This window comes from Gordonia sp. KTR9 (assembly GCF_000143885.2).
GTDB lineage: Bacteria > Actinomycetota > Actinomycetes > Mycobacteriales > Mycobacteriaceae > Gordonia.
The window spans coordinates 3857394-3874583 of record NC_018581.1 but is presented as its reverse complement, the minus strand read 5'-3'; the positions used below and the strand labels follow the sequence as shown (position 1 = coordinate 3874583).

Annotated in this window: 16 protein-coding genes; 10 read left to right on the top strand and 6 right to left on the bottom strand. The window is 70.2% G+C overall.

Annotated elements, in window-relative coordinates:
* Positions 1 to 35: 35 nt before the first annotated feature.
* A complete protein-coding gene (locus KTR9_RS18210) occupies positions 36 to 575 on the top strand; it encodes a hypothetical protein (RefSeq protein ID WP_014927589.1) in 540 nt (179 codons plus the stop codon).
* Between the two features lies 1 nt (position 576).
* On the opposite strand, the gene KTR9_RS18205 is transcribed toward KTR9_RS18210, so the two are convergent.
* From KTR9_RS18205 to KTR9_RS18185, 5 genes are all read right to left on the bottom strand, one after another.
* Positions 577 to 1239: a lysoplasmalogenase gene (locus KTR9_RS18205; RefSeq protein WP_014927588.1), complete on the bottom strand. Its 663-nt coding sequence runs from the start codon at positions 1237 to 1239 to the stop codon at positions 577 to 579.
* Positions 1236 to 2534, bottom strand: coding sequence for an alpha/beta hydrolase family protein (locus KTR9_RS18200; RefSeq protein ID WP_014927587.1), 1299 nt, complete (start codon positions 2532 to 2534; stop codon positions 1236 to 1238). The genes KTR9_RS18205 and KTR9_RS18200 overlap by 4 nt, the downstream gene beginning before the upstream one ends.
* Positions 2535 to 2585: 51 nt before the next feature.
* Positions 2586 to 3488, bottom strand: coding sequence for a hypothetical protein (locus KTR9_RS18195; RefSeq protein WP_010841426.1), 903 nt, complete (start codon positions 3486 to 3488; stop codon positions 2586 to 2588).
* Between the two features lie 213 nt (positions 3489 to 3701).
* Positions 3702 to 4361, bottom strand: coding sequence for a GAP family protein (locus tag KTR9_RS18190; protein ID WP_014927586.1), 660 nt, complete (start codon positions 4359 to 4361; stop codon positions 3702 to 3704).
* A gap of 131 nt (positions 4362 to 4492) precedes the next feature.
* On the bottom strand, positions 4493 to 5323 hold the full coding sequence (locus KTR9_RS18185; RefSeq protein WP_014927585.1) for an Rv1157c family protein: 831 nt from the start codon (positions 5321 to 5323) through the stop codon (positions 4493 to 4495).
* 300 nt (positions 5324 to 5623) lie between these two features.
* Here KTR9_RS18185 and KTR9_RS18180 point away from each other — a divergent pair, with 300 nt between their 5' ends.
* The 4 genes from KTR9_RS18180 to KTR9_RS18165 are packed head-to-tail and all read left to right on the top strand — an operon-like array spanning position 5624 to position 10307.
* Positions 5624 to 6694 (top strand): thiamine ABC transporter substrate-binding protein, encoded by a 1071-nt coding sequence (locus KTR9_RS18180; protein ID WP_010841423.1) that lies wholly within the window; start codon positions 5624 to 5626, stop codon positions 6692 to 6694.
* Between the two features lie 7 nt (positions 6695 to 6701).
* A complete protein-coding gene (locus KTR9_RS18175; protein ID WP_014927584.1) occupies positions 6702 to 8357 on the top strand; it encodes an ABC transporter permease in 1656 nt (551 codons plus the stop codon).
* A complete protein-coding gene (locus KTR9_RS18170) occupies positions 8354 to 9391 on the top strand; it encodes an ABC transporter ATP-binding protein (protein ID WP_014927583.1) in 1038 nt (345 codons plus the stop codon). The genes KTR9_RS18175 and KTR9_RS18170 overlap by 4 nt, the downstream gene beginning before the upstream one ends.
* A 22-nt stretch (positions 9392 to 9413) precedes the next feature.
* Positions 9414 to 10307 carry an EamA family transporter gene (locus tag KTR9_RS18165; RefSeq protein ID WP_014927582.1) on the top strand — a complete coding sequence of 298 codons (894 nt, stop codon included), beginning with the start codon at positions 9414 to 9416 and terminating at the stop codon, positions 10305 to 10307.
* 8 nt (positions 10308 to 10315) lie between these two features.
* On the opposite strand, the gene KTR9_RS27745 is transcribed toward KTR9_RS18165, so the two are convergent.
* Positions 10316 to 10492 carry a hypothetical protein gene (locus tag KTR9_RS27745; protein ID WP_010841419.1) on the bottom strand — a complete coding sequence of 59 codons (177 nt, stop codon included), beginning with the start codon at positions 10490 to 10492 and terminating at the stop codon, positions 10316 to 10318.
* Positions 10493 to 10702: 210 nt separating this feature from the next.
* Between KTR9_RS27745 and typA the strand changes: the two genes are divergently transcribed.
* The 5 genes from typA (at position 10703) to KTR9_RS18140 (ending at position 17151) form a co-directional block, all read left to right on the top strand.
* Positions 10703 to 12616, top strand: coding sequence for a translational GTPase TypA (gene typA / locus KTR9_RS18160; protein WP_010841418.1), 1914 nt, complete (start codon positions 10703 to 10705; stop codon positions 12614 to 12616).
* A 63-nt stretch (positions 12617 to 12679) separates the two neighbouring features.
* Positions 12680 to 14635, top strand: a complete 1956-nt coding sequence (locus KTR9_RS18155; RefSeq protein ID WP_044507031.1) for an ABC transporter family substrate-binding protein — start codon at positions 12680 to 12682, stop codon at positions 14633 to 14635.
* A complete protein-coding gene (gene mshB, locus KTR9_RS18150; RefSeq protein ID WP_014927580.1) occupies positions 14632 to 15531 on the top strand; it encodes an N-acetyl-1-D-myo-inositol-2-amino-2-deoxy-alpha-D-glucopyranoside deacetylase in 900 nt (299 codons plus the stop codon). The genes KTR9_RS18155 and mshB overlap by 4 nt, the downstream gene beginning before the upstream one ends.
* Positions 15532 to 15543: 12 nt before the next feature.
* Positions 15544 to 15951 carry a hypothetical protein gene (locus tag KTR9_RS18145; RefSeq protein WP_010841415.1) on the top strand — a complete coding sequence of 136 codons (408 nt, stop codon included), beginning with the start codon at positions 15544 to 15546 and terminating at the stop codon, positions 15949 to 15951.
* A 60-nt stretch (positions 15952 to 16011) separates the two neighbouring features.
* Positions 16012 to 17151 carry an FO synthase gene (locus KTR9_RS18140; RefSeq protein ID WP_014927579.1) on the top strand — a complete coding sequence of 380 codons (1140 nt, stop codon included), beginning with the start codon at positions 16012 to 16014 and terminating at the stop codon, positions 17149 to 17151.
* The last annotated feature ends 39 nt before the right edge of the window (positions 17152 to 17190 follow it).

Genomic DNA, 17190 nt, shown 5'->3' with positions numbered 1-17190 from the left:
CAGACGTCACCCGTGCACGGCTCTAGACTGCCTCCATGATCAGCGGGGAGAACACGGTCGGCGTCGGGAACAGCAGGGCCCGGCGCATCGGTTGGGGGACGGTCGCGATTGTGGTCGGAACCGTGATGGGGCTGGCGGTGACGCTGTTCGGCACCGGTGTCGCCGCGGCGGCACCGGCCGACCACGGGGCGAACTACGTCACCACGCTGCGGTGCGACAGCGTCAACCCGTGGCCCGCGGGCACGGTCAAGGTCCGGGTCGACGTGTTCAATGAGATCCAGCACCCGGCCGACGGCCTCCCCGGCCCGGTCATCGCGCTCATCGGCACCGACCGCGCGCAGCGCGTCGCACTCGAATACACCTACGAGGTGTCGGTGTCGTGGCGGAATCTCCGCACCGGACGGACTGGTGTCACGACGGTCCCCGGCCGGGGGTACACGGTCAAGTGGCAGGTCGACATCCACCCGGGAAGCGGCCCCGTGGCCTTCACGATCCGGCAGAAGATCGGTGCGCTCGCGTTCTTCCCGATGACCAACCCGAAGTACTCGACGTGTTCGGGTCGCGCGGTCGCGTGACCTACCGGTCGGCGAGTCCGCCGACCAAGAGGTACTGCGCGGTGAAATAACTCGCGAGCACCCAGGCCTCGCCGGCCACCCGGAGTCGCGGATCGCCGACCAAGTGCCGTCGGTTGATGATCGCGAGATCGGAGAGCAGGAACAACCATCCGCCGGCACGCATCCGCGGTTGCGGTGCGGGTACATCCGACGCCAGCGCCGACATCGTCGCGAGCGTGTTGCCGTACGTACCCAGCACCGGCAGGAGTGCCGGACGGTGGCGGGCCAGCACCGTCGCCGATTCGGCGAGGATGCTCACCCGCGGTGCGACGGTACGGACCGACGGTCGTGCGCCGGCGCGCCACATCGCGGCCGTGTAGCTCAGTTGCGCACCCGCGAAAGAGGCTGCGCCCCTGCGGAGGAATCGATCCTTCGCCACCGGGTCGTCGTGTTCGAACTCCTCCCGCAGCATCAGTCGGTCGCCGACGGCCGAGAACCCGAGTACGGCCGCCAGTGCGACGGTGTCGGCCACCGGGCGACGTCGAGCACCTGCGGCCACCCGTGCCGCGAGCAGCACGATCGGCAGCGGCTTGGTGATCTCGGCGCTGCGCCGGCCACCGGCGGACCCGGTGATCGTCGCTGTCGCGGCGGCGGCCGCATAGGCGATCCGGAATGCTCGATTCACCGCAGGATTCGGGCGACGAACCCACGGATGTCGGTGTCGGAGAGACGCTTCGAGTGCGCGCCGTCGAGTGTCAGGTACGTGCGTGCCGACACCTTGGTGTCACCGGCCCGGGCGTCGTTGAGGTACTTGAGGGTGAGCGGCACGACGACGGAGGTGTCCTGCAGTGTCTGGGTCATCAGGACGGGACGCTCGAAGTCACGGGTGGGCAATTCGGTCGCCTTGGTGAGCAACGCGGTGAGTTCGGTGTTCCCCGACAGGGGTTTGGTGAACAGCGAGCCGATCGCCAGACCGTCGACCTCGCGGACGAATTCGGTCGCGCACGAGGCGGCGGCCCTGGTCATCCACTTCTTCCCGGCGTCGGTCAGGTAGGCGTCCAGGTCGATGTCGGACTGCGCGTTGCGGATCGCGCTCAGCGTGTACAGCGCGTCGGCGGCCAGCCCGGACGGCATCGCGGCCGACGACGGGCCGAGATTGGCCACCAGCGAACCGAATTGGGCCGGGATCGAACTGGCCGCGGCACCCTTGAAGTCGAGTTTGCCGCCCTGGATCGTCGGGGCCAACCGGGCGAGCGTGATGGCGGCCGCCGCTCCCTGTCCCTCGCCGACGACCGCCCACGAGCGCGACAGGCTGTCGGCGATGTCACGCGAGGCGCGCACCGCGTCGACGATGTTGCGAGCGGTGGCCTCGAGGTCGTAGTACTGCGGGGTGCCGGGCGTACCGACACCGGCGTAATCGGTACTGACGACGGCATAGCCACGTCCGAGCCAGCGCTTGAGCTCCTCGGTGTCCTCCGCGGTGGGCCGTGTCGACGGCGCACATCTGTCGGCGATGCCGCGCGAACCGTGCGCCCAGGCGACGATCGGCCAGCCGCCGGCCGGGGCGCGCCCGGTGGGCACCATCAGCACGCCGGAGGAGAGATGGGCCTTGCCGTCCGCGCCGGTGCTCCAGTAGGTGAAGTCATTGCCCGAGGCGGCGCCGCTGACCGTACGGGCCCGGGAGAGTTCACGATTGGCGTAGACCGCGCCCGGGGCCTGTCCCGGACCCCGGGTGTCGACGGTGCCCGCGTTGTCGTCGGCGGGGGCGGCCCCGTCCGCGGTCGACGGTTCCGAGGCCGGGGCGGATGTGCCCGGTGTCGACGTCCCAGGGGCGGATGTCCCCGGGGTCGGTTCGGCGACGGCCGTCGCCGTCAGGCCGAGCGCGGCCGGAGCCACGACGATCGTCAGGGCCGCAGCGGCCGCGAGGGCACGGGCGAGATGGGCACTCCGGGGTTTCGAAGCGTTGCCGTGGGGGTTCATGTGTCGTCAGTTCGTTCTGTGAGAGGAGGCGAGTACCGAAGGCGTAGCGGCTCAGGCGTTGACGACGCCGACGGCCGGTAGGAACCAGCAGTTCTGGGTGCCGTTGCTCGCGTTGCCGAAGACCGCGGACAGGATGGTGCCGCTGCCGGTCTTCACCGGTGCCAGGCGAACCCCGGACAGCAGGGGCAGTGCGGTCAGCGCGGTCTGATCGGTGATCGGGTCGAGATCGGCGAATCCGCCCTGCAGGGTGCTGGTGTTGAACCAGGCGACCTGCATGGTGCCGCCGCTGCCGGCCGTGGGTGAGGCGGGCACGAACGCATAGGCGGTCTCTCCCTTGTCGACGAGGTTCAGCTTCTCGGGCAGCTTGACGCCGGGGATCATGTCCAGCAGCGGCTTGAGCTGGGTCAGCGGATCGGTCTTCATCGGCCACGGACCCGCCACGGCTCCCGCGCCGGCGGTGACGAGACCGAGCGGGTTGTCGGCGGTCGGTGCGGTGCAGAACGGCGACACCGACGGGGTGAGTGTCTGGATCCCCAGCGTGCGGAGCAGGGCGATGGGATCGGTCGGCGCGGCGGCGGGAGTGGCGGCCGACGCGGGTGCACCCTCGGCGGCGGCCGGCAACGGGAGGGCTCCCGCACGACCGGCGATGTCCTCGACCGACAGCTGCCCGGCGCTGCCCATGATCGTCTGCGCGGCCTGAACGGCGATCTGGTCGACGCCTGCAGCCTTCAGCAGACGGATCGCGCCCGCCAGCTCGGCGTCGAACGGGATCGACAGCGCACCCAGCATGTTCGCCGGGATGAGTGGCTCGGCCGCCGCGGGTGCCGACGTGGCGGTGAGTGTGGCCGCCGCCATCGCCACACCCATGAGTCCGGCACCGCAGCGTCGCATTGCGCGGTTGCGGGTGACGCGACGGTCGGCGTCGGTGCGCGTGAACCGAGACGTGAGGGACATGGCTCTCCTTATGGCAACCCCGGTGATGACAACCGAGCACCCGCCACGTGTGTCGGGTGTGACAGATGGGACTCGAGTTACACGAGACCACGCGGGCGGCGGCCGCGGCAAGTCGCGAGTCCGACCTGTGACACGGGCGCGATCAGCGAGAGACCGAACCCGCGGCGACCTGCGTCTTCGCCTGTGGCCGGGCGAGCCGTGTCCTCGGTGTGCCTATCCGCTCGCCGCGCCGACTCCCTTGCCGATCAACACGATTCCGATCACCAGGATCAGCACCGCCATCACGGTCGCATTGTTCGCCTGCAGCCACGACTTCAGGCGGTCGAGGGGGCCGCGCAGGTGTGCCGCCGCGACCTGGAAACCGACGACGGGCACCACGACCGAGGTCGAGGCCAGAAGTGCGAACACCGCAACGGCGACGACGTCGCCGGACGCCGACAGCGCGCCGGAGGCGATCGTGACCCCCGCCGCCGCGCAGAGTACGAGGTTCTTCGGATTGATCGCCGCCAGCGCGAACGCGATTCCCAGCGCGGTCAGCGGCCGCATCTCGTCGATCGCCGACATCCATTTCGGCGTCGCGGACACCGCGTCTCGCGAACGCCACTGACGCAGGCCGACGACGAGCAACACACCGCCGAGCGCGATCTTGACCCAGCCGGTGCCCGACGACGAACCGCCGATGTCGACGGCATTGCCGAGCGCCACGAACACGACCACCGCGACGACGATGCCGACGAGCCATCCGACCGCGAACCCGATACTCGTCGTGCGCGCGTGGCGGCCCAGGAGCATGAGGATCGCCGCGATGATCGGGATCGGCGACACCGCGACACCGACCGCAAGGGGTAACAGCTCACCGAGCACGGGTCCCATCGAGAACTCCTCACGACTGGTGGCGACACCTAGTTGTACGCCATGGGGGTGGTGACTGTCCGAACATCGGTGTCACGACGAAGGCACCCCGGCGATGTGCCGGGGTGCCTTCGTCTGTGAGAGGGGGAGAGTCAGATGATCGCGAGTCCGATGACCGGGACGATCGTGCAGGAGACGACCTTGCCCTTCGTCTTGGTGGTCACGTTGCCGTGGATCGCCGAGATGACACGGCCCTTGCCGGTCCGCGAGATACCGGTGAAGGTGCCGGGTCCCTCCTGGACGTTGATCTTGGGATTGCGCTTCAGCGTCGTCATGCCCGTGCGGCCGGTGTCGACGTTGAACCAGCTCACCGTGAGGGGTGCGGCCTTGTTGTCGATGGCCGGGCCGGTGCCGAGCGAGGTGTAGACGTAGCCGCTCTCGCCGCGCTTGGGGCCGGGAGCCGGGGCCTCCTGCGGTCCCGCGGTGACCAGGGCGCGCCCGAGCGAACCGCCACCCGGGATGCAGCCGAGGCCGAAGGTCGGGTAGAGGAATTCCTGGATCTTCGGGGCGTTCGGGCCCTGCGGGATCTCCGGGTCGCCGGGCTTGCGCTCGGCGGCGAGTTCACGCGCGGCCTGCTTGCGGCCGGGTTCGCCCAGGAAGTCGGCGATCGAGCGCCAGATCTTGCTGACCTCGCCGGGCATCCCGGGAGTGTTGGCGAACGACTGGGCCTGACGGAGCAGATCGGCCGAGACCTTGCCGTCGGGTCCGGGTGTCGCCACCGAACCGATGATCGCGGGTGCGAACGCGCCGAGCGAGTCCAGAACGCGCTGATCGACCTTCGGGGCTGGTGCGGCCTGTGCGGCAACCGGCAGGGCGAGCGAGGTGGCCACCGCCAGCGCCGACACGGCGACGAGGAGGCGACGAGTCCGGATTCGATGCGGGGCATTGCCGGGCCGCAACCTCGGTGGCCGGGAGAAACGCACTGGTGTGTCCTAACGGTCGTGGCGCCGGCGGGAGAGCCGTGCTGCGCCTCGTGGTCGTGTCATCCGCCCGGGTGTCGGGTCGCGACAGTCCATCCTCTCACCCGAGTCGTCGCGGGTCATTCTAAGCCCCCTGCGGGTTCCAATGTCCAGGCCGTGACGGCGTTACGGGTGAGGTTTATGTGGTTATTGATGCAATTGTTACTGAAGTGATGTCCGGTCGGTCGAATCGAGCACCCTGTCGGCAACCTGGTTGGATGAAGAGAATTCGGGGAACACGGACGGGTCGAACAGGAGTCTGATGTGAACGAGCTGCGCACCGACGGCTTGCCGGGTCGTCGACGCGGGAGATCGCGACTGACGCGCGCGGTCGTCGCCGCGGCCGCGATCGCACTGGTGGCGACGACCGCGAGTGCATGCGCCGACGACTCGTCGTCGGGTGCCGAGGTCACGCTGCTCACCCACGACTCCTTCGAGCTTCCCGAGTCGGTGCTCGACGCGTTCCGCCAGGAGACCGGTCTGACCCTGAAGATCGTGAAATCCGGCGATGCGGGGCAATTGGCGTCGACGGTGTCACTGACACCGGGCGCACCCAAAGGGGACGCGGTCTTCGGCATCGACAACACCTTCGCCTCACGGCCGATCGACGCCGGCGCCCTGGAGTCCTACGAGTCGCCCGCCGCGGCCGACGGTGCCGCGGACTATGCGGTGCCCGGCGCGGAGGGGCAGCTGACGGCTGTCGACCGGGGCGACGTGTGCCTCAACGTCGACGACGGGTGGTTCGAATCCAGGTCGCTGACCCCGCCCGCGAGTTTTCGCGACCTGACCCGGCCGGAGTTCGCCGCGCTCACCGTGGTGACCGACCCCGCGACATCGTCACCGGGTACGGCGTTCCTGCTCACCACGGTCGGTGCGCTCGGAAACGGCTGGCAGGACTACTGGAAACAGGTCGTCGGTGGCGGTGCGACGGTCGTCTCGGGGTGGGAGGTCGCCTACAACCAGCTCTTCACCGCCGGCGAGGGCCGCGGCGACAAACCCATCGTGCTGTCCTATGCCTCGTCGCCGGCGGCCACGCCCGGGACGAGCGCGCTGCTGGACAGCTGCTTCCCCCAGGTCGAGTACATCGGCGTCCTGAAGGGCACCCGGAACTCCACCGGCGCACGTAAACTCGTCGACTTCATGCTCAGTCCCACTGTGCAGAAAGAACTTCCGTCGTCGATGTACGTCTACCCGGTGCAGCGCGACACGCCGCTCCCGGAAGGGTGGCCGGCGCGCGCGGAGGTGCCCGCCTGGATGTCGTCGCTGCCGCCCGCCACGATCGCGGAGAACCGCGAGATGTGGCTCGATCAGTGGCGTGCCGCGGTCGGCCGGTGATGCCTCGGTGACCCGAGCCGCGACGGCGGTGACCCGAACCACCCGGGCTGCCGGACCGGTGGCGCTGTGGGTGATCCCGGCTGTGTTCATCGTGGTGCTGTTCGCGTGGCCGGTCGTCGCGCTCGTCCGGCGCGCCGTGTCGATCGCCCGCGACTCGGGGACCGGCCTGGGCGAACTGCTCGAACGCACCGACGCGCTGGGACTTCTCGGCGTCACCCTGGGGCAGGCGGCGGCCTCGACCGTCCTGGCACTCGCCGCCGCGGCACCCATCGCGTGGTTGTTCGCCCGGGTCCGCGGGACCACCGCGGTCGTCCTCGCCGTCGTGGTCACGGTGCCGTTCGTGCTGCCGACGGTCGTCGTCGGCGTGGCGTTCCGCTCACTGCTGTCCGGCCCGTTGGCATTCCTGCACATCGAGTCCGGGCTACCGGCCGTGCTCGCGGCGCATGTCTTCATCAACGTCGCCGTCGTCGTGCGCGTCGTCGGCGCAGCCTGGCGCAACCTCGACCCACGGCTGCTGGAGGCGGCACGGTCGCTCGGCGCGAGCCGGATACGGGCGACGCTGACCGTGGTCGTGCCGCGACTCGTGCCCGCGATCGCCTCGGCCGCAGCGCTCATCTTTCTCTTCTGCTCCACCAGTTTCGGTGTCGTGATCATCCTCGGCGCCGGTGAGCTGCGCACCCTGGAGACCGAGATCTACACCCAGGCCATCGGGTACTTCCGGATCCCCGAGGCGGTCGCGCTGTCGATGCTGCAGATCGTCGTGGTCCTCGCCGCGCTGCTGCTGACGCGGGTGTTCGCCGACCCGGCGGGCCGAGGATCGGGTGGCGCCGGGCGACGGACCGAACGCGACCGCAGGGTCGCCGGCGGCCGGTGGACGCGGCCGGCCGTCTGGGCGGTCGGGGTGTGGACGGCGCTGCTCCTCGTCGGGCCCGTCCTGGTGCTGGTGGTGCGGTCGGTCCGGCCGGTCGCGCACGGCGACTGGACGCTCGCCGGTTATCGCGCACTGGCCGAACCGGTCAATGGCGTGACACCGCTGGAGAGTCTGCGCTATTCATTGGTGACCGCAACCGCGGCGACCGCGATCGCTCTGGCGGTCGGGACCCTCGCCGCCGTCGCGTTGCACCGGGCACACGGGCTGGTCGGGGCGATCGGGTCGGCCATCTCGCTCGTGCCACTCGGGATCAGTGCTGTCACACTGGGATTCGGATACCTGATCGTGCTGGCATCGCTACCGTACGAGATCGCTGCGTCACCCGCGGTCATCCCGCTCGTCCAGGCGCTCATCGCCATACCGGTGGTCATCCGCATCATGATGCCCGCCCTCGAATCGGTTCCCGCCCGGCTCCGGCATGCGGCGGCGACGTTGGGGGCCAGACCGATTCGGGTGTTCGCCACGGTCGACCTGCCGATCGTCGGCAGGTCGATCGGAGCAGCCGGCGGTTTCGCCTTCGTCATGGCCCTGGGCGAGTTCGGCGCCACCAGCTTTCTCGCACGCGCCGACACGACCACCCTGCCCGTGCTGATCGGGTCCGCCCTGAACCGGCCGGGCGCCGACAACCTCGCGACCGCCATGGCCGCCTCGGTGGTCCTGGTCGTCGCGACGGTGCTCGCCGTCGTCGTGGTCGAGGCGTTCCGTCCGCGCTTGGAGGTTCCACTGCTGTGACCTCGGGGAATTCATTGGAAGTCAGTGACCTCACCGTCGCCTATGGGGGTGACACCGTCATCGACGGCCTGTCCTGGCGCATCGGGGGAGAGGGTTCGCTCGTGACCGCGATCCTCGGCCCGTCGGGGTGCGGAAAGTCCACACTGATCCGGGCGATCGCCGGGCTCGAGTCACCGGTCCGGGGAACCGTGCGGTTCGGCGGTGTCGACCTCGCCGGTGTCGAGGTCCATCGCCGGGACTTCGGCGTCGTCTTCCAGGACGGGCAATTGTTCGGCGGACGCAGCGTCGCGTCGAACATCGGATACGGACTCCGGATGCGGCGCTGGTCGCGCCGCGCCATCGCCGAACGAGTCGGCGAGATGCTCGACGTCGTCGGCCTCGCCGGCTACGACACGCGTCTCGTCGACACCCTGTCGGGCGGCCAGGCGCAGCGGGTCGCACTTGCGCGCGCGCTGGCCCCCCGCCCGCGTCTGCTGTTGCTCGACGAGCCGCTCGCGGCCCTCGATCGTCGTATGAGAGATGAACTGGCCGTGGAGATCTCAGAGATCGTCCGAGCGGCAGGCGTCCCGACGATGGTGGTCACGCACGACCATACCGAAGCCGCGACCATGGCCGACGAGATCGCGGTGATGCGGGACGGGGTGATGATCCAGACCGACGCCCCGGCGGCGCTGTGGCGACGCCCGGTCGACGAGTGGACCGCGCGATTCCTCGGCGCCACCACCGTCATCGACGCCCAGGTCCGGTCGGGCGTGGCCGACACCGTGCTCGGTGGGATGCCGCTGGACCTTCCCGACGGCTCCCGCAGGCTCGGTCTGAGGCCCGAGTCGGTGTCGGTCGGCCCACTGTCCTCCGGAGAGGTCGAGGACGCGGCGGCGACCGTCGTGCTCGTCGCCGAACTCCCGGCCGGTCCGCGGGTGCGCATCGACACCCCGATCGGCGAGATCGACGCCGTGACGAACACTTCGGTGGCCATCGGTGACCGGGTGCGGATGCGTCTGGTGCCCGAGCGGGTCGCGGTGATCGGGCCGTGACGACGCGCGCGGTGGGACGGACGTGGCCGTGCCGGTGACGCGACGCGACCTGCTCGTCCCGCCGGGTCTGATGATCGTCGGTGCGACGTCGATGTACCTCGGGGCGGCTGTCGCCGTGGGCCTGTTCGATGTCATCGCCCCGGCCGCGGTCGCCTGGTTGCGGATCGCCGGGGCGGCCCTGGTGTTGCTGCTGTGGGTGCGGCCGCCCCGGACCGCGTGGCGCTGGGGGCGACTGCGCCTCGCGGCCTGTTTCGGGCTGATCACCGCGGGGATGAACATCGCGTTCTACGAGGCGCTCGCGCATCTGCCGCTGGGAACGACCGTCGCCCTGGAGTTCCTGGGGCCGATCGTGGTGGCCGCGTTGGGCTCGGCGACGCGTCGCGATGTCGCCGCCCTCGTCCTGGCGGCGGTCGGCGTGGTCCTGATCGCCGATGTCCGGTGGTCGGGAACGGCGATCGGCGTCGTCCTGGCGCTCACCGCGGCCGCCTGCTGGGCGGGGTACATCGTCCTGGGCAAGCGCGTGGCGGCGCGAGGCGCCGGCGTCGAGGATCTGGCGACGGGTTTCGCGGTGGCCGCGTTGCTCACCGCGCCGCTCGCGTGGTGGGTGGCCGACGCGGTGCGCGAGGGTGCTGCGCTGCCGGTCGTGCTGGCCCAGGGCCTCCTGCTGGGCATCGCGTCGACCGCGGTGCCGTACGCCCTGGACCAGGTGGTGCTGCGGCGGGTCGGCCAGGCGAGGTTCGCCATTCTGCTCGCGCTGCTACCGGTGACCGCGTCGGTGATCGGCCTGCTCGCGCTGGGACAGGTCCCGCGGCCGCTCGAGGCGGTCGGGATCGCGTTCGTCGCGGTGGCCGTCGCGGTCCGATCGGTCGACGACGACCGGCTCGCCGAACGCGAGGGGGACATCCCGCCGGGGTGAGGTCGGGCTCAGGCCGCGCGCGCCTTCTTCAGCGCCTTGTGGAGTTCTTTTTTCGACATGTCGGAGGTGTCGAGCTTGCGCATCCGGTGGATGACCACCGGACAGCGGACGCAGCGCGTGGAACTCCGGCAGCACTTCTTCTTGGGCTTCAGAGAGCCCACTTTGGTCGGGTCGACCTTGCCCATACGGCGAGGTTAGCAGACCCTAACTAGACCGCTTCCGGGTGCTGTGATCGCGGTCTCACCGTCCGAGCCGATACTCTGTCACATTGAATCCCTAGGTGATCTGCTCCCCGCGCCGGTCAGAGCCGTTCGGATGCGAGCGTCGCCGACGTTCCGCAGTCGAGCCGAGCGCCGGCCGCCGCCGCAGGTCCCCACCCACACGAAAGAGAGCCAGTGAGCGCTGCCCCCACCTTCCGCAACGTCGCGATCGTCGCGCACGTCGACCACGGAAAGACCACACTCGTCGACGCCATGCTGCGCCAGTCCGGCGTCTTCGGCGAGCGCGCCGAGGTCGTCGACCGGGTGATGGACTCCGGTGACCTCGAACGTGAAAAGGGCATCACCATCCTCGCCAAGAACACCGCGGTCCACCGGCGCCAGCCGGACGGCACCGAGGTCGTCATCAACGTCATCGACACCCCCGGCCACGCCGACTTCGGTGGTGAGGTCGAGCGCGGTCTGTCGATGGTCGACGGTGTGGTGCTCCTCGTCGACGCCTCCGAGGGCCCGCTGCCGCAGACGCGCTTCGTGCTCCGCAAGGCGCTGGCCGCCGAGCTGCCGGTGATCGTCGTCGTCAACAAGACCGACCGTCCCGACGCCCGCATCCAGGAGGTCGTCGACGAGACGCAGGACCTGCTGCTCGATCTGGCCTCGGACCTCAGCGACGAGGCCGCCAAGGCCGCCGAGCTGGTCCTCGAACTCCCGGTGCTCTACGCCTCGGGCCGCGCGGGCAAGTGCAGCACCGTCCAGCCCGCCAACGGCGAGGTCCCGTCGGGGGAGAACCTCGACGACTTCTTCAACGTCCTGCTCGAGCACGTCCCGGCGCCCAAGGGTGACCCGGAGGCCCCGTTGCAGGCGCACGTGACCAACCTCGACGCCTCGGCGTTCCTGGGTCGTCTGGCGCTCGTCCGCATCCACAACGGCACCCTGCGCAAGGGTCAGCAGGTGGCCTGGTGCCGCGAGGTCGACGGCGAGGCCGTCGTCGAACGCGCCAAGATCACCGAACTCCTCGCCACCGTCGGCGTCGAGCGGGCACCGGCCGAGTCGGCATCGGCCGGCGACATCGTCGCCGTCGCCGGTATGCCGGAGATCATGATCGGCGACACGCTGGCCGACGTCGACAACCCGCAGCCGCTCCCGCGGATCACCGTGGACGAGCCCGCCATCTCGGTGACGATCGGAACCAACTCGTCGCCGCTGGCCGGCCGCGTCTCGGGTCACAAGCTGACCGCCCGCATGGTCAAGTCGCGCCTGGACGCCGAGCTGGTCGGCAATGTCTCGCTGCGCGTGCTCGACATCGGCCGCCCGGACGCCTGGGAGGTGCAGGGACGTGGTGAGCTCGCGCTGGCGATCCTCGTCGAGCAGATGCGCCGCGAGGGTTTCGAGCTGACCGTCGGCAAGCCCCAGGTGGTCACGCGCAAGGTCGACGGCAAGGTGCAGGAGCCCTTCGAACACCTGACCGTCGACGTCCCCGAGGAGTACCTCGGTGCGGTGACCCAGCTGCTGGCCGCCCGCAAGGGCCGCATGGAGCAGATGAACAACCACGGCACCGGGTGGGTCCGGATGGAGTTCATCGTTCCCTCACGAGGCCTGATCGGTTTCCGCACCGACTTCCTCACCGAGACGCGCGGCACCGGTATCGCCAACGCCGTCTTCGACGGATACGACGCCTGGGCCGGCGAGATCCGCGCCCGCCACACCGGCTCGCTCGTCAGCGACCGCGCCGGCACGGTGACCCCGTTCGCGATGATCCAACTGGCCGATCGCGGCACGTTCTTCGTCAACCCGGGCGACGACAGCTACGAGGGTCACGTCGTGGGTATCAACCCGCGTCAGGAAGACCTCGACATCAACGTCACCCGCGAGAAGAAGCTGACCAACATGCGGCAGTCCTCGGCCGACGTGATGGAGACCCTCGCCAAGCCGATGCAGCTCGACCTCGAGGCGGCGATGGAGTTCTGTGCCGCCGACGAGTGTGTCGAGGTGACCCCGGAGGTCGTGCGGGTGCGTAAGGTGCACCTCGACTCGAACACGCGGGCACGTGAGCGTTCGCGGGCAAAGTCCCGAGACGCCGCCGTCGGATCCTGACCGCGGCCGGCGATCGGGGCGGTGGCCTCGACACGTCTTGACGGACCGAGCAGCTTCTTTGTCATGGGGGTATCCGAGGTGAATCGCGCGAGACCACGTCCTGGCCGCGAGGCCGCGAACCGGGTCCGTGGCCGGATCCTCGGTGTGCTCTCGTGCGGTGTCGCGCTGCTCGTCGTGCTGACGGCGTGCATGTCCGATCCGCCGCCCCCGGTCCGCGACACGGGGCCACCGCCCACCCCGACCGAGTACCCGGTGGAGAAGACGATCTACATCGCCACCGACTCGGTCGGCTCGGGGTTCAATCCGCACATCGCCGCGGACCAGAACCCGGTGACCACGGCGGTCGCGGCGATGACGCTGCCCAGTGCCTTCGCCCCGGTCCAGACACCGCGCGGGACGGTGTGGGAGCTCCAGCGTTCGTTCGTGACCTCCGCGGAGGTGACGTCGCGCGCGCCGTTCACGGTCACCTACCGCATCCACACCGACGCCCAATGGTCCGACGGCCTCCCGGTGACCGGTGACGACTTCAACTTCTTGTGGCAGCAGATGTCCCGGCAACCCAATGTCGTGGCTCCGGCCGGTTACCGACTCATCGATTCGGTGCAGTCCAGCGAGGGCGGCAAGGTCGTCGAGGTGCGGTTCGAGCGGCCGTATCCGGCCTGGCGAGAGCTCTTCACCGGGCTGCTGCCGAGCCACGTGCTGAAGGGTGCGCCCGCGGGTTTCCAGACCGGGATGGACACCGGCAAGCCGGTGTCGGCCGGTCCCTACGCGATCGTGGGCATCGACAAGACCCGGGACGAGGTCCGGCTCGCCCGCAACGATCGCTACTGGGTGACACCGCCGCGGCTGGATCAGATCGTGCTGCGTCGCGCGGGCACCGAGGCCCAGATGCTCGACTCCGTGCGCTCCGGCGATTCGGCCGTCGTGGCCCTGGGTGCCTCGCCGGCCACCGACGCCGAACTGACCGCCCTGCCCGGTCTGGAGACCGCGCGCAGCCTGACAGCGCGATCGCTGGGCGTCAGCGTGAACGCCCGGACCGACGCGATGAGCTCGGTCGAGGTCCGGCGCGCGATCCTCGGGCTGATAGACCCGCGGCTGACGACCTTCGCCGGTGCCGGGGACTGGGTCGTCGAGCCGTACGCCAACACGGTCTTCGCGCCGTCGGACCCCGGTTATTCGCCGGTGGACCGACCGCGTGCCGGACCGGCCGAGATCGACGCATTGCTGGCCGGCGCCGGTTATCGTCGCGCCGCGCCGGAACCGGTCGGTTCCGCGTCCCCGGTGCCCGCGCCGTCGTCCGAGTCGCCGTCGTCCGAGTCGCAGTCCTCGTCCCCCTCCCCGTCCCCGTCCGGTTCATCCCCGGTCCCGGGTTCGGGCGAGGCCCCGATCGAAGGGCTGGCCGAGGTGCCGGAGCTGCCCGAGGGCATCCTGGCGTTCCAGCGAGACGGTCAGGACCTCATCGTGCGTGTCGGCGCGGTCGCCGGCGATCCACGGACCACGTCGGCCGCGTCGAGCATCGTCGACCAGCTCCGCGGCGCGGGGGTGCGCGCGCAGGTCGTCACACTCCCCAACAGTGAGCTGTACGGTTCGGCCCTCACCAACAAGCGCGTCGACCTGGTGGTCGGGTGGTCGGGGCTCGGCGTGCCGCCGGCGGCATCGCTCGCCTCGCAGGTCGACTGCAACCAGCCCAAACCCGGCACCGAACCGTCGCCCGCGACGCCGCCGACCCCCACCAGCATCGCGCCGAGCGGCGGCGATCCCGGGGACAGCTACGCCAGCAACATCTCCGGACTGTGCGACCCCCGTCTGATCGAGCTCGCACGGACCGCGCTCTCCGAGGACGACCCGGTGCCGACGCTGAACGAGGCCGAACCGCTGCTGGCCGCCCAGGCCGTCTATCTGCCGCTGTACCAGGACTCGATGGTCGTCGGAACCACGTCCGCCGTGCGCGACGTCCCGCTCACCGGACCCATCCAGGTCTCGATCTTCGGGACCGCGGTGGACTGGGAGCTGTCGTGACCGGTACCTCGGACGGTCGCCGATTGCTGCTCGTCCACGCGCATCCCGACGACGAGACGATCATGACCGGCGGCACCATCGCCCGGTATCTCGCGGAGGGCGTCGACGTGCGGGTCCTGACCTTCACGCTGGGCGAGGAGGGCGAGGTGATCGGTGACGAGTGGGCCCAACTGGTCGCCGACGGAGGTGCCGACCAACTCGGTGGTTTCCGGGTCCTCGAACTGACACGGGCCCTGGCCGAGCTCACTCCCGACGGCCGGGCCCCGCTGCGGCCGCGATTCCTCGGCGGCGCCGGACGCTGGCGGGATTCCGGAATGGCCGGCGCGCCGTCCGCGAACCACCCGCGCGCACTCGTGCGGGCACCGTTCGACGAACCGGTCCGCGCACTGGTCGATGTGCTCACCGAGTTCGCACCCCAGGTGGTCGTCAGCTACGACGCCTCGGGGACGTACGGACATCCCGACCACAAGCTCGTGCACGAGGTCACCGCGGCCGCGGTCGCCCGCGCCCGCGAATTGGGCCGGGGCCCCGTGAAGGTCTATGAGTCGGTGACCGAACGCAGCGCCCTCGAGTCCGGTCTGGCCCGGGCCGTCACGGTGCCCGACGACTGGCGGATGCCCCGTGCGGGGGAGTTGCCGAGCTACCCCGATGCCGACATCACCACCGAGATCGACATCAGTGCGTACCTCGACCGCAAGGTTGCCGCCCTGGCCGCCCATGCCACCCAGGTGACCGTCGCCGCGTCGGGTACCGAATACGCGCTGTCGAACAACATCCTGCAGCCGATCGCGAGCGCGGAGCACTACATCCTCACCGAACCGGAACGCCACGAGTCGCTCGATGCCCCGGACGACCCGGGCGCACGTGAGTCGGACCTGTTCGCCGGGATCGACTGAGACCCGGGATCGATGAAGCCGATGACACGTTCCACTCGCCCCGCGCCGGGGTCCGTCCTCGACCGGGTCCTCCTCGGATTCCTGATCGTCGACGGGTTCGCCATCGGACTCCTCGGCGTCGCGTTCACCTATCAGCGTTTCGGTGGCGTCGCTCTGCCGGTCGCCGCCCTCGTCGCCGGTGTGGTCAACGCGGTCCTGCTCTGGCTCGCGGCCGCCTTCACCGCCACCCCGTGGCGGTACGGCCCACTCGCCGCGTGGGGACTCGTGGTCGTAATCGCCGGCGGGCTCCCCGGTCCGGGCGGTGATGTCGTGCTCTCGATCAGCGGCGGCTACCTGGTGCAGACATTGCTGCTCCTCGTCCTCGGGGTCGGGCCGTGCGCCGCGCTGGCCTGGACCGGTCGGCTGCCCGAGCCCGACTGACCGCACCTGCGCGGGGGCGCTCTGCGCTGCACTGCGGCGGGCGGCGTTAGAGTGAGAGACATGCTTCTGCGCGCGTGGGCCGAAGACATCCTGGCCCCGAACGAGCGCGTCACGGCCGCATTGAGCCGTGTTCGTGACGACCCGACACTCGGGGCCGACGCCCTCGACGATGACGGCTGGGTCGCGCTGCTCGGCGCTTGCGGCGCGCACCTCGACGAACTGTGCGATCTCGCCGACTCCGTGCGCCGTCACGTCACCGACCCGGATGCGCTGACCTTCGTGGTCAACCGCAACTTCGACACCGGCGTCGTCAGTCGTCTCGGGCCCGACGACCCGGGGTTGGACGAGCTGGTGGCCGAGGCGGTCGGGCTCGGCGCGACCGAGATCTGCATGCAGGGTCCACTGCCCGCCGAGTTGCCGGCCGACGGGTACGTCCGGCTCGTCGAGGAGATCACCGGTACCGCCGACGGGTTGCACCTGCACGCCTACCGGGCCCCGGAGATCGTCGACGGCGCCGAGCGTGCCGGGGTGTCCGTCGCCGAACATCTCGAGCGGTTGCGGTCGGCGGGCCTGGGATCGGTGCCGGGGACCGCCGCCCAGATCCTCGACGACACCGTCCGGGCGACGCTGTCACCCTCCGGCTCGGCCCCACCGGTCGGCAGCTGGGTCGACGTCATCGAGACAGCCCATCGCGTGGGCCTCTTCTCCACCGCGACGATGCTCTACGGACACGTGGAGACGCCCGCGCACCAGATCGCACATCTGCGCCTGCTTCTCGAGATACAGCGTCGCACGGGCGGTTTCAGCGAGCTGATCCTGATGCCGCTGCTGCCCGAGAACGTTCCTCCCCACCTCGCCGGCTCCGCCTCGCGGACGGCGTCGGAACGGGAGACCCGCGCGTTGCATGCCGTCGCCCGGCTCATGTCCGCGGGCCTCCTCGACCATCTCCAGGTGGCCTGGACGAAACTCCCGGCCGCCACCGTCGATCTGGTGTTGCGCGGCGGGGCGGACGATCTGGGTGGTCTGCTGCTCGACGGCGCGCTGATGCCGGCCGCCGGCCCGGAAGCGGGTCGCGTGCTCGACGCCGCCGCCGTCGTCGACATCGCGGCGCGCGCCGGACGCACACCGCGTCAGCGCACCACCCGCTACGAGGAGCCCGGATCCGATCGGCAACTCCCGCTGCCCCAGGTGTCCGCGTGAGTGGGACACCCTCCGCGGTCGGGTCGTCGACCGCAACGC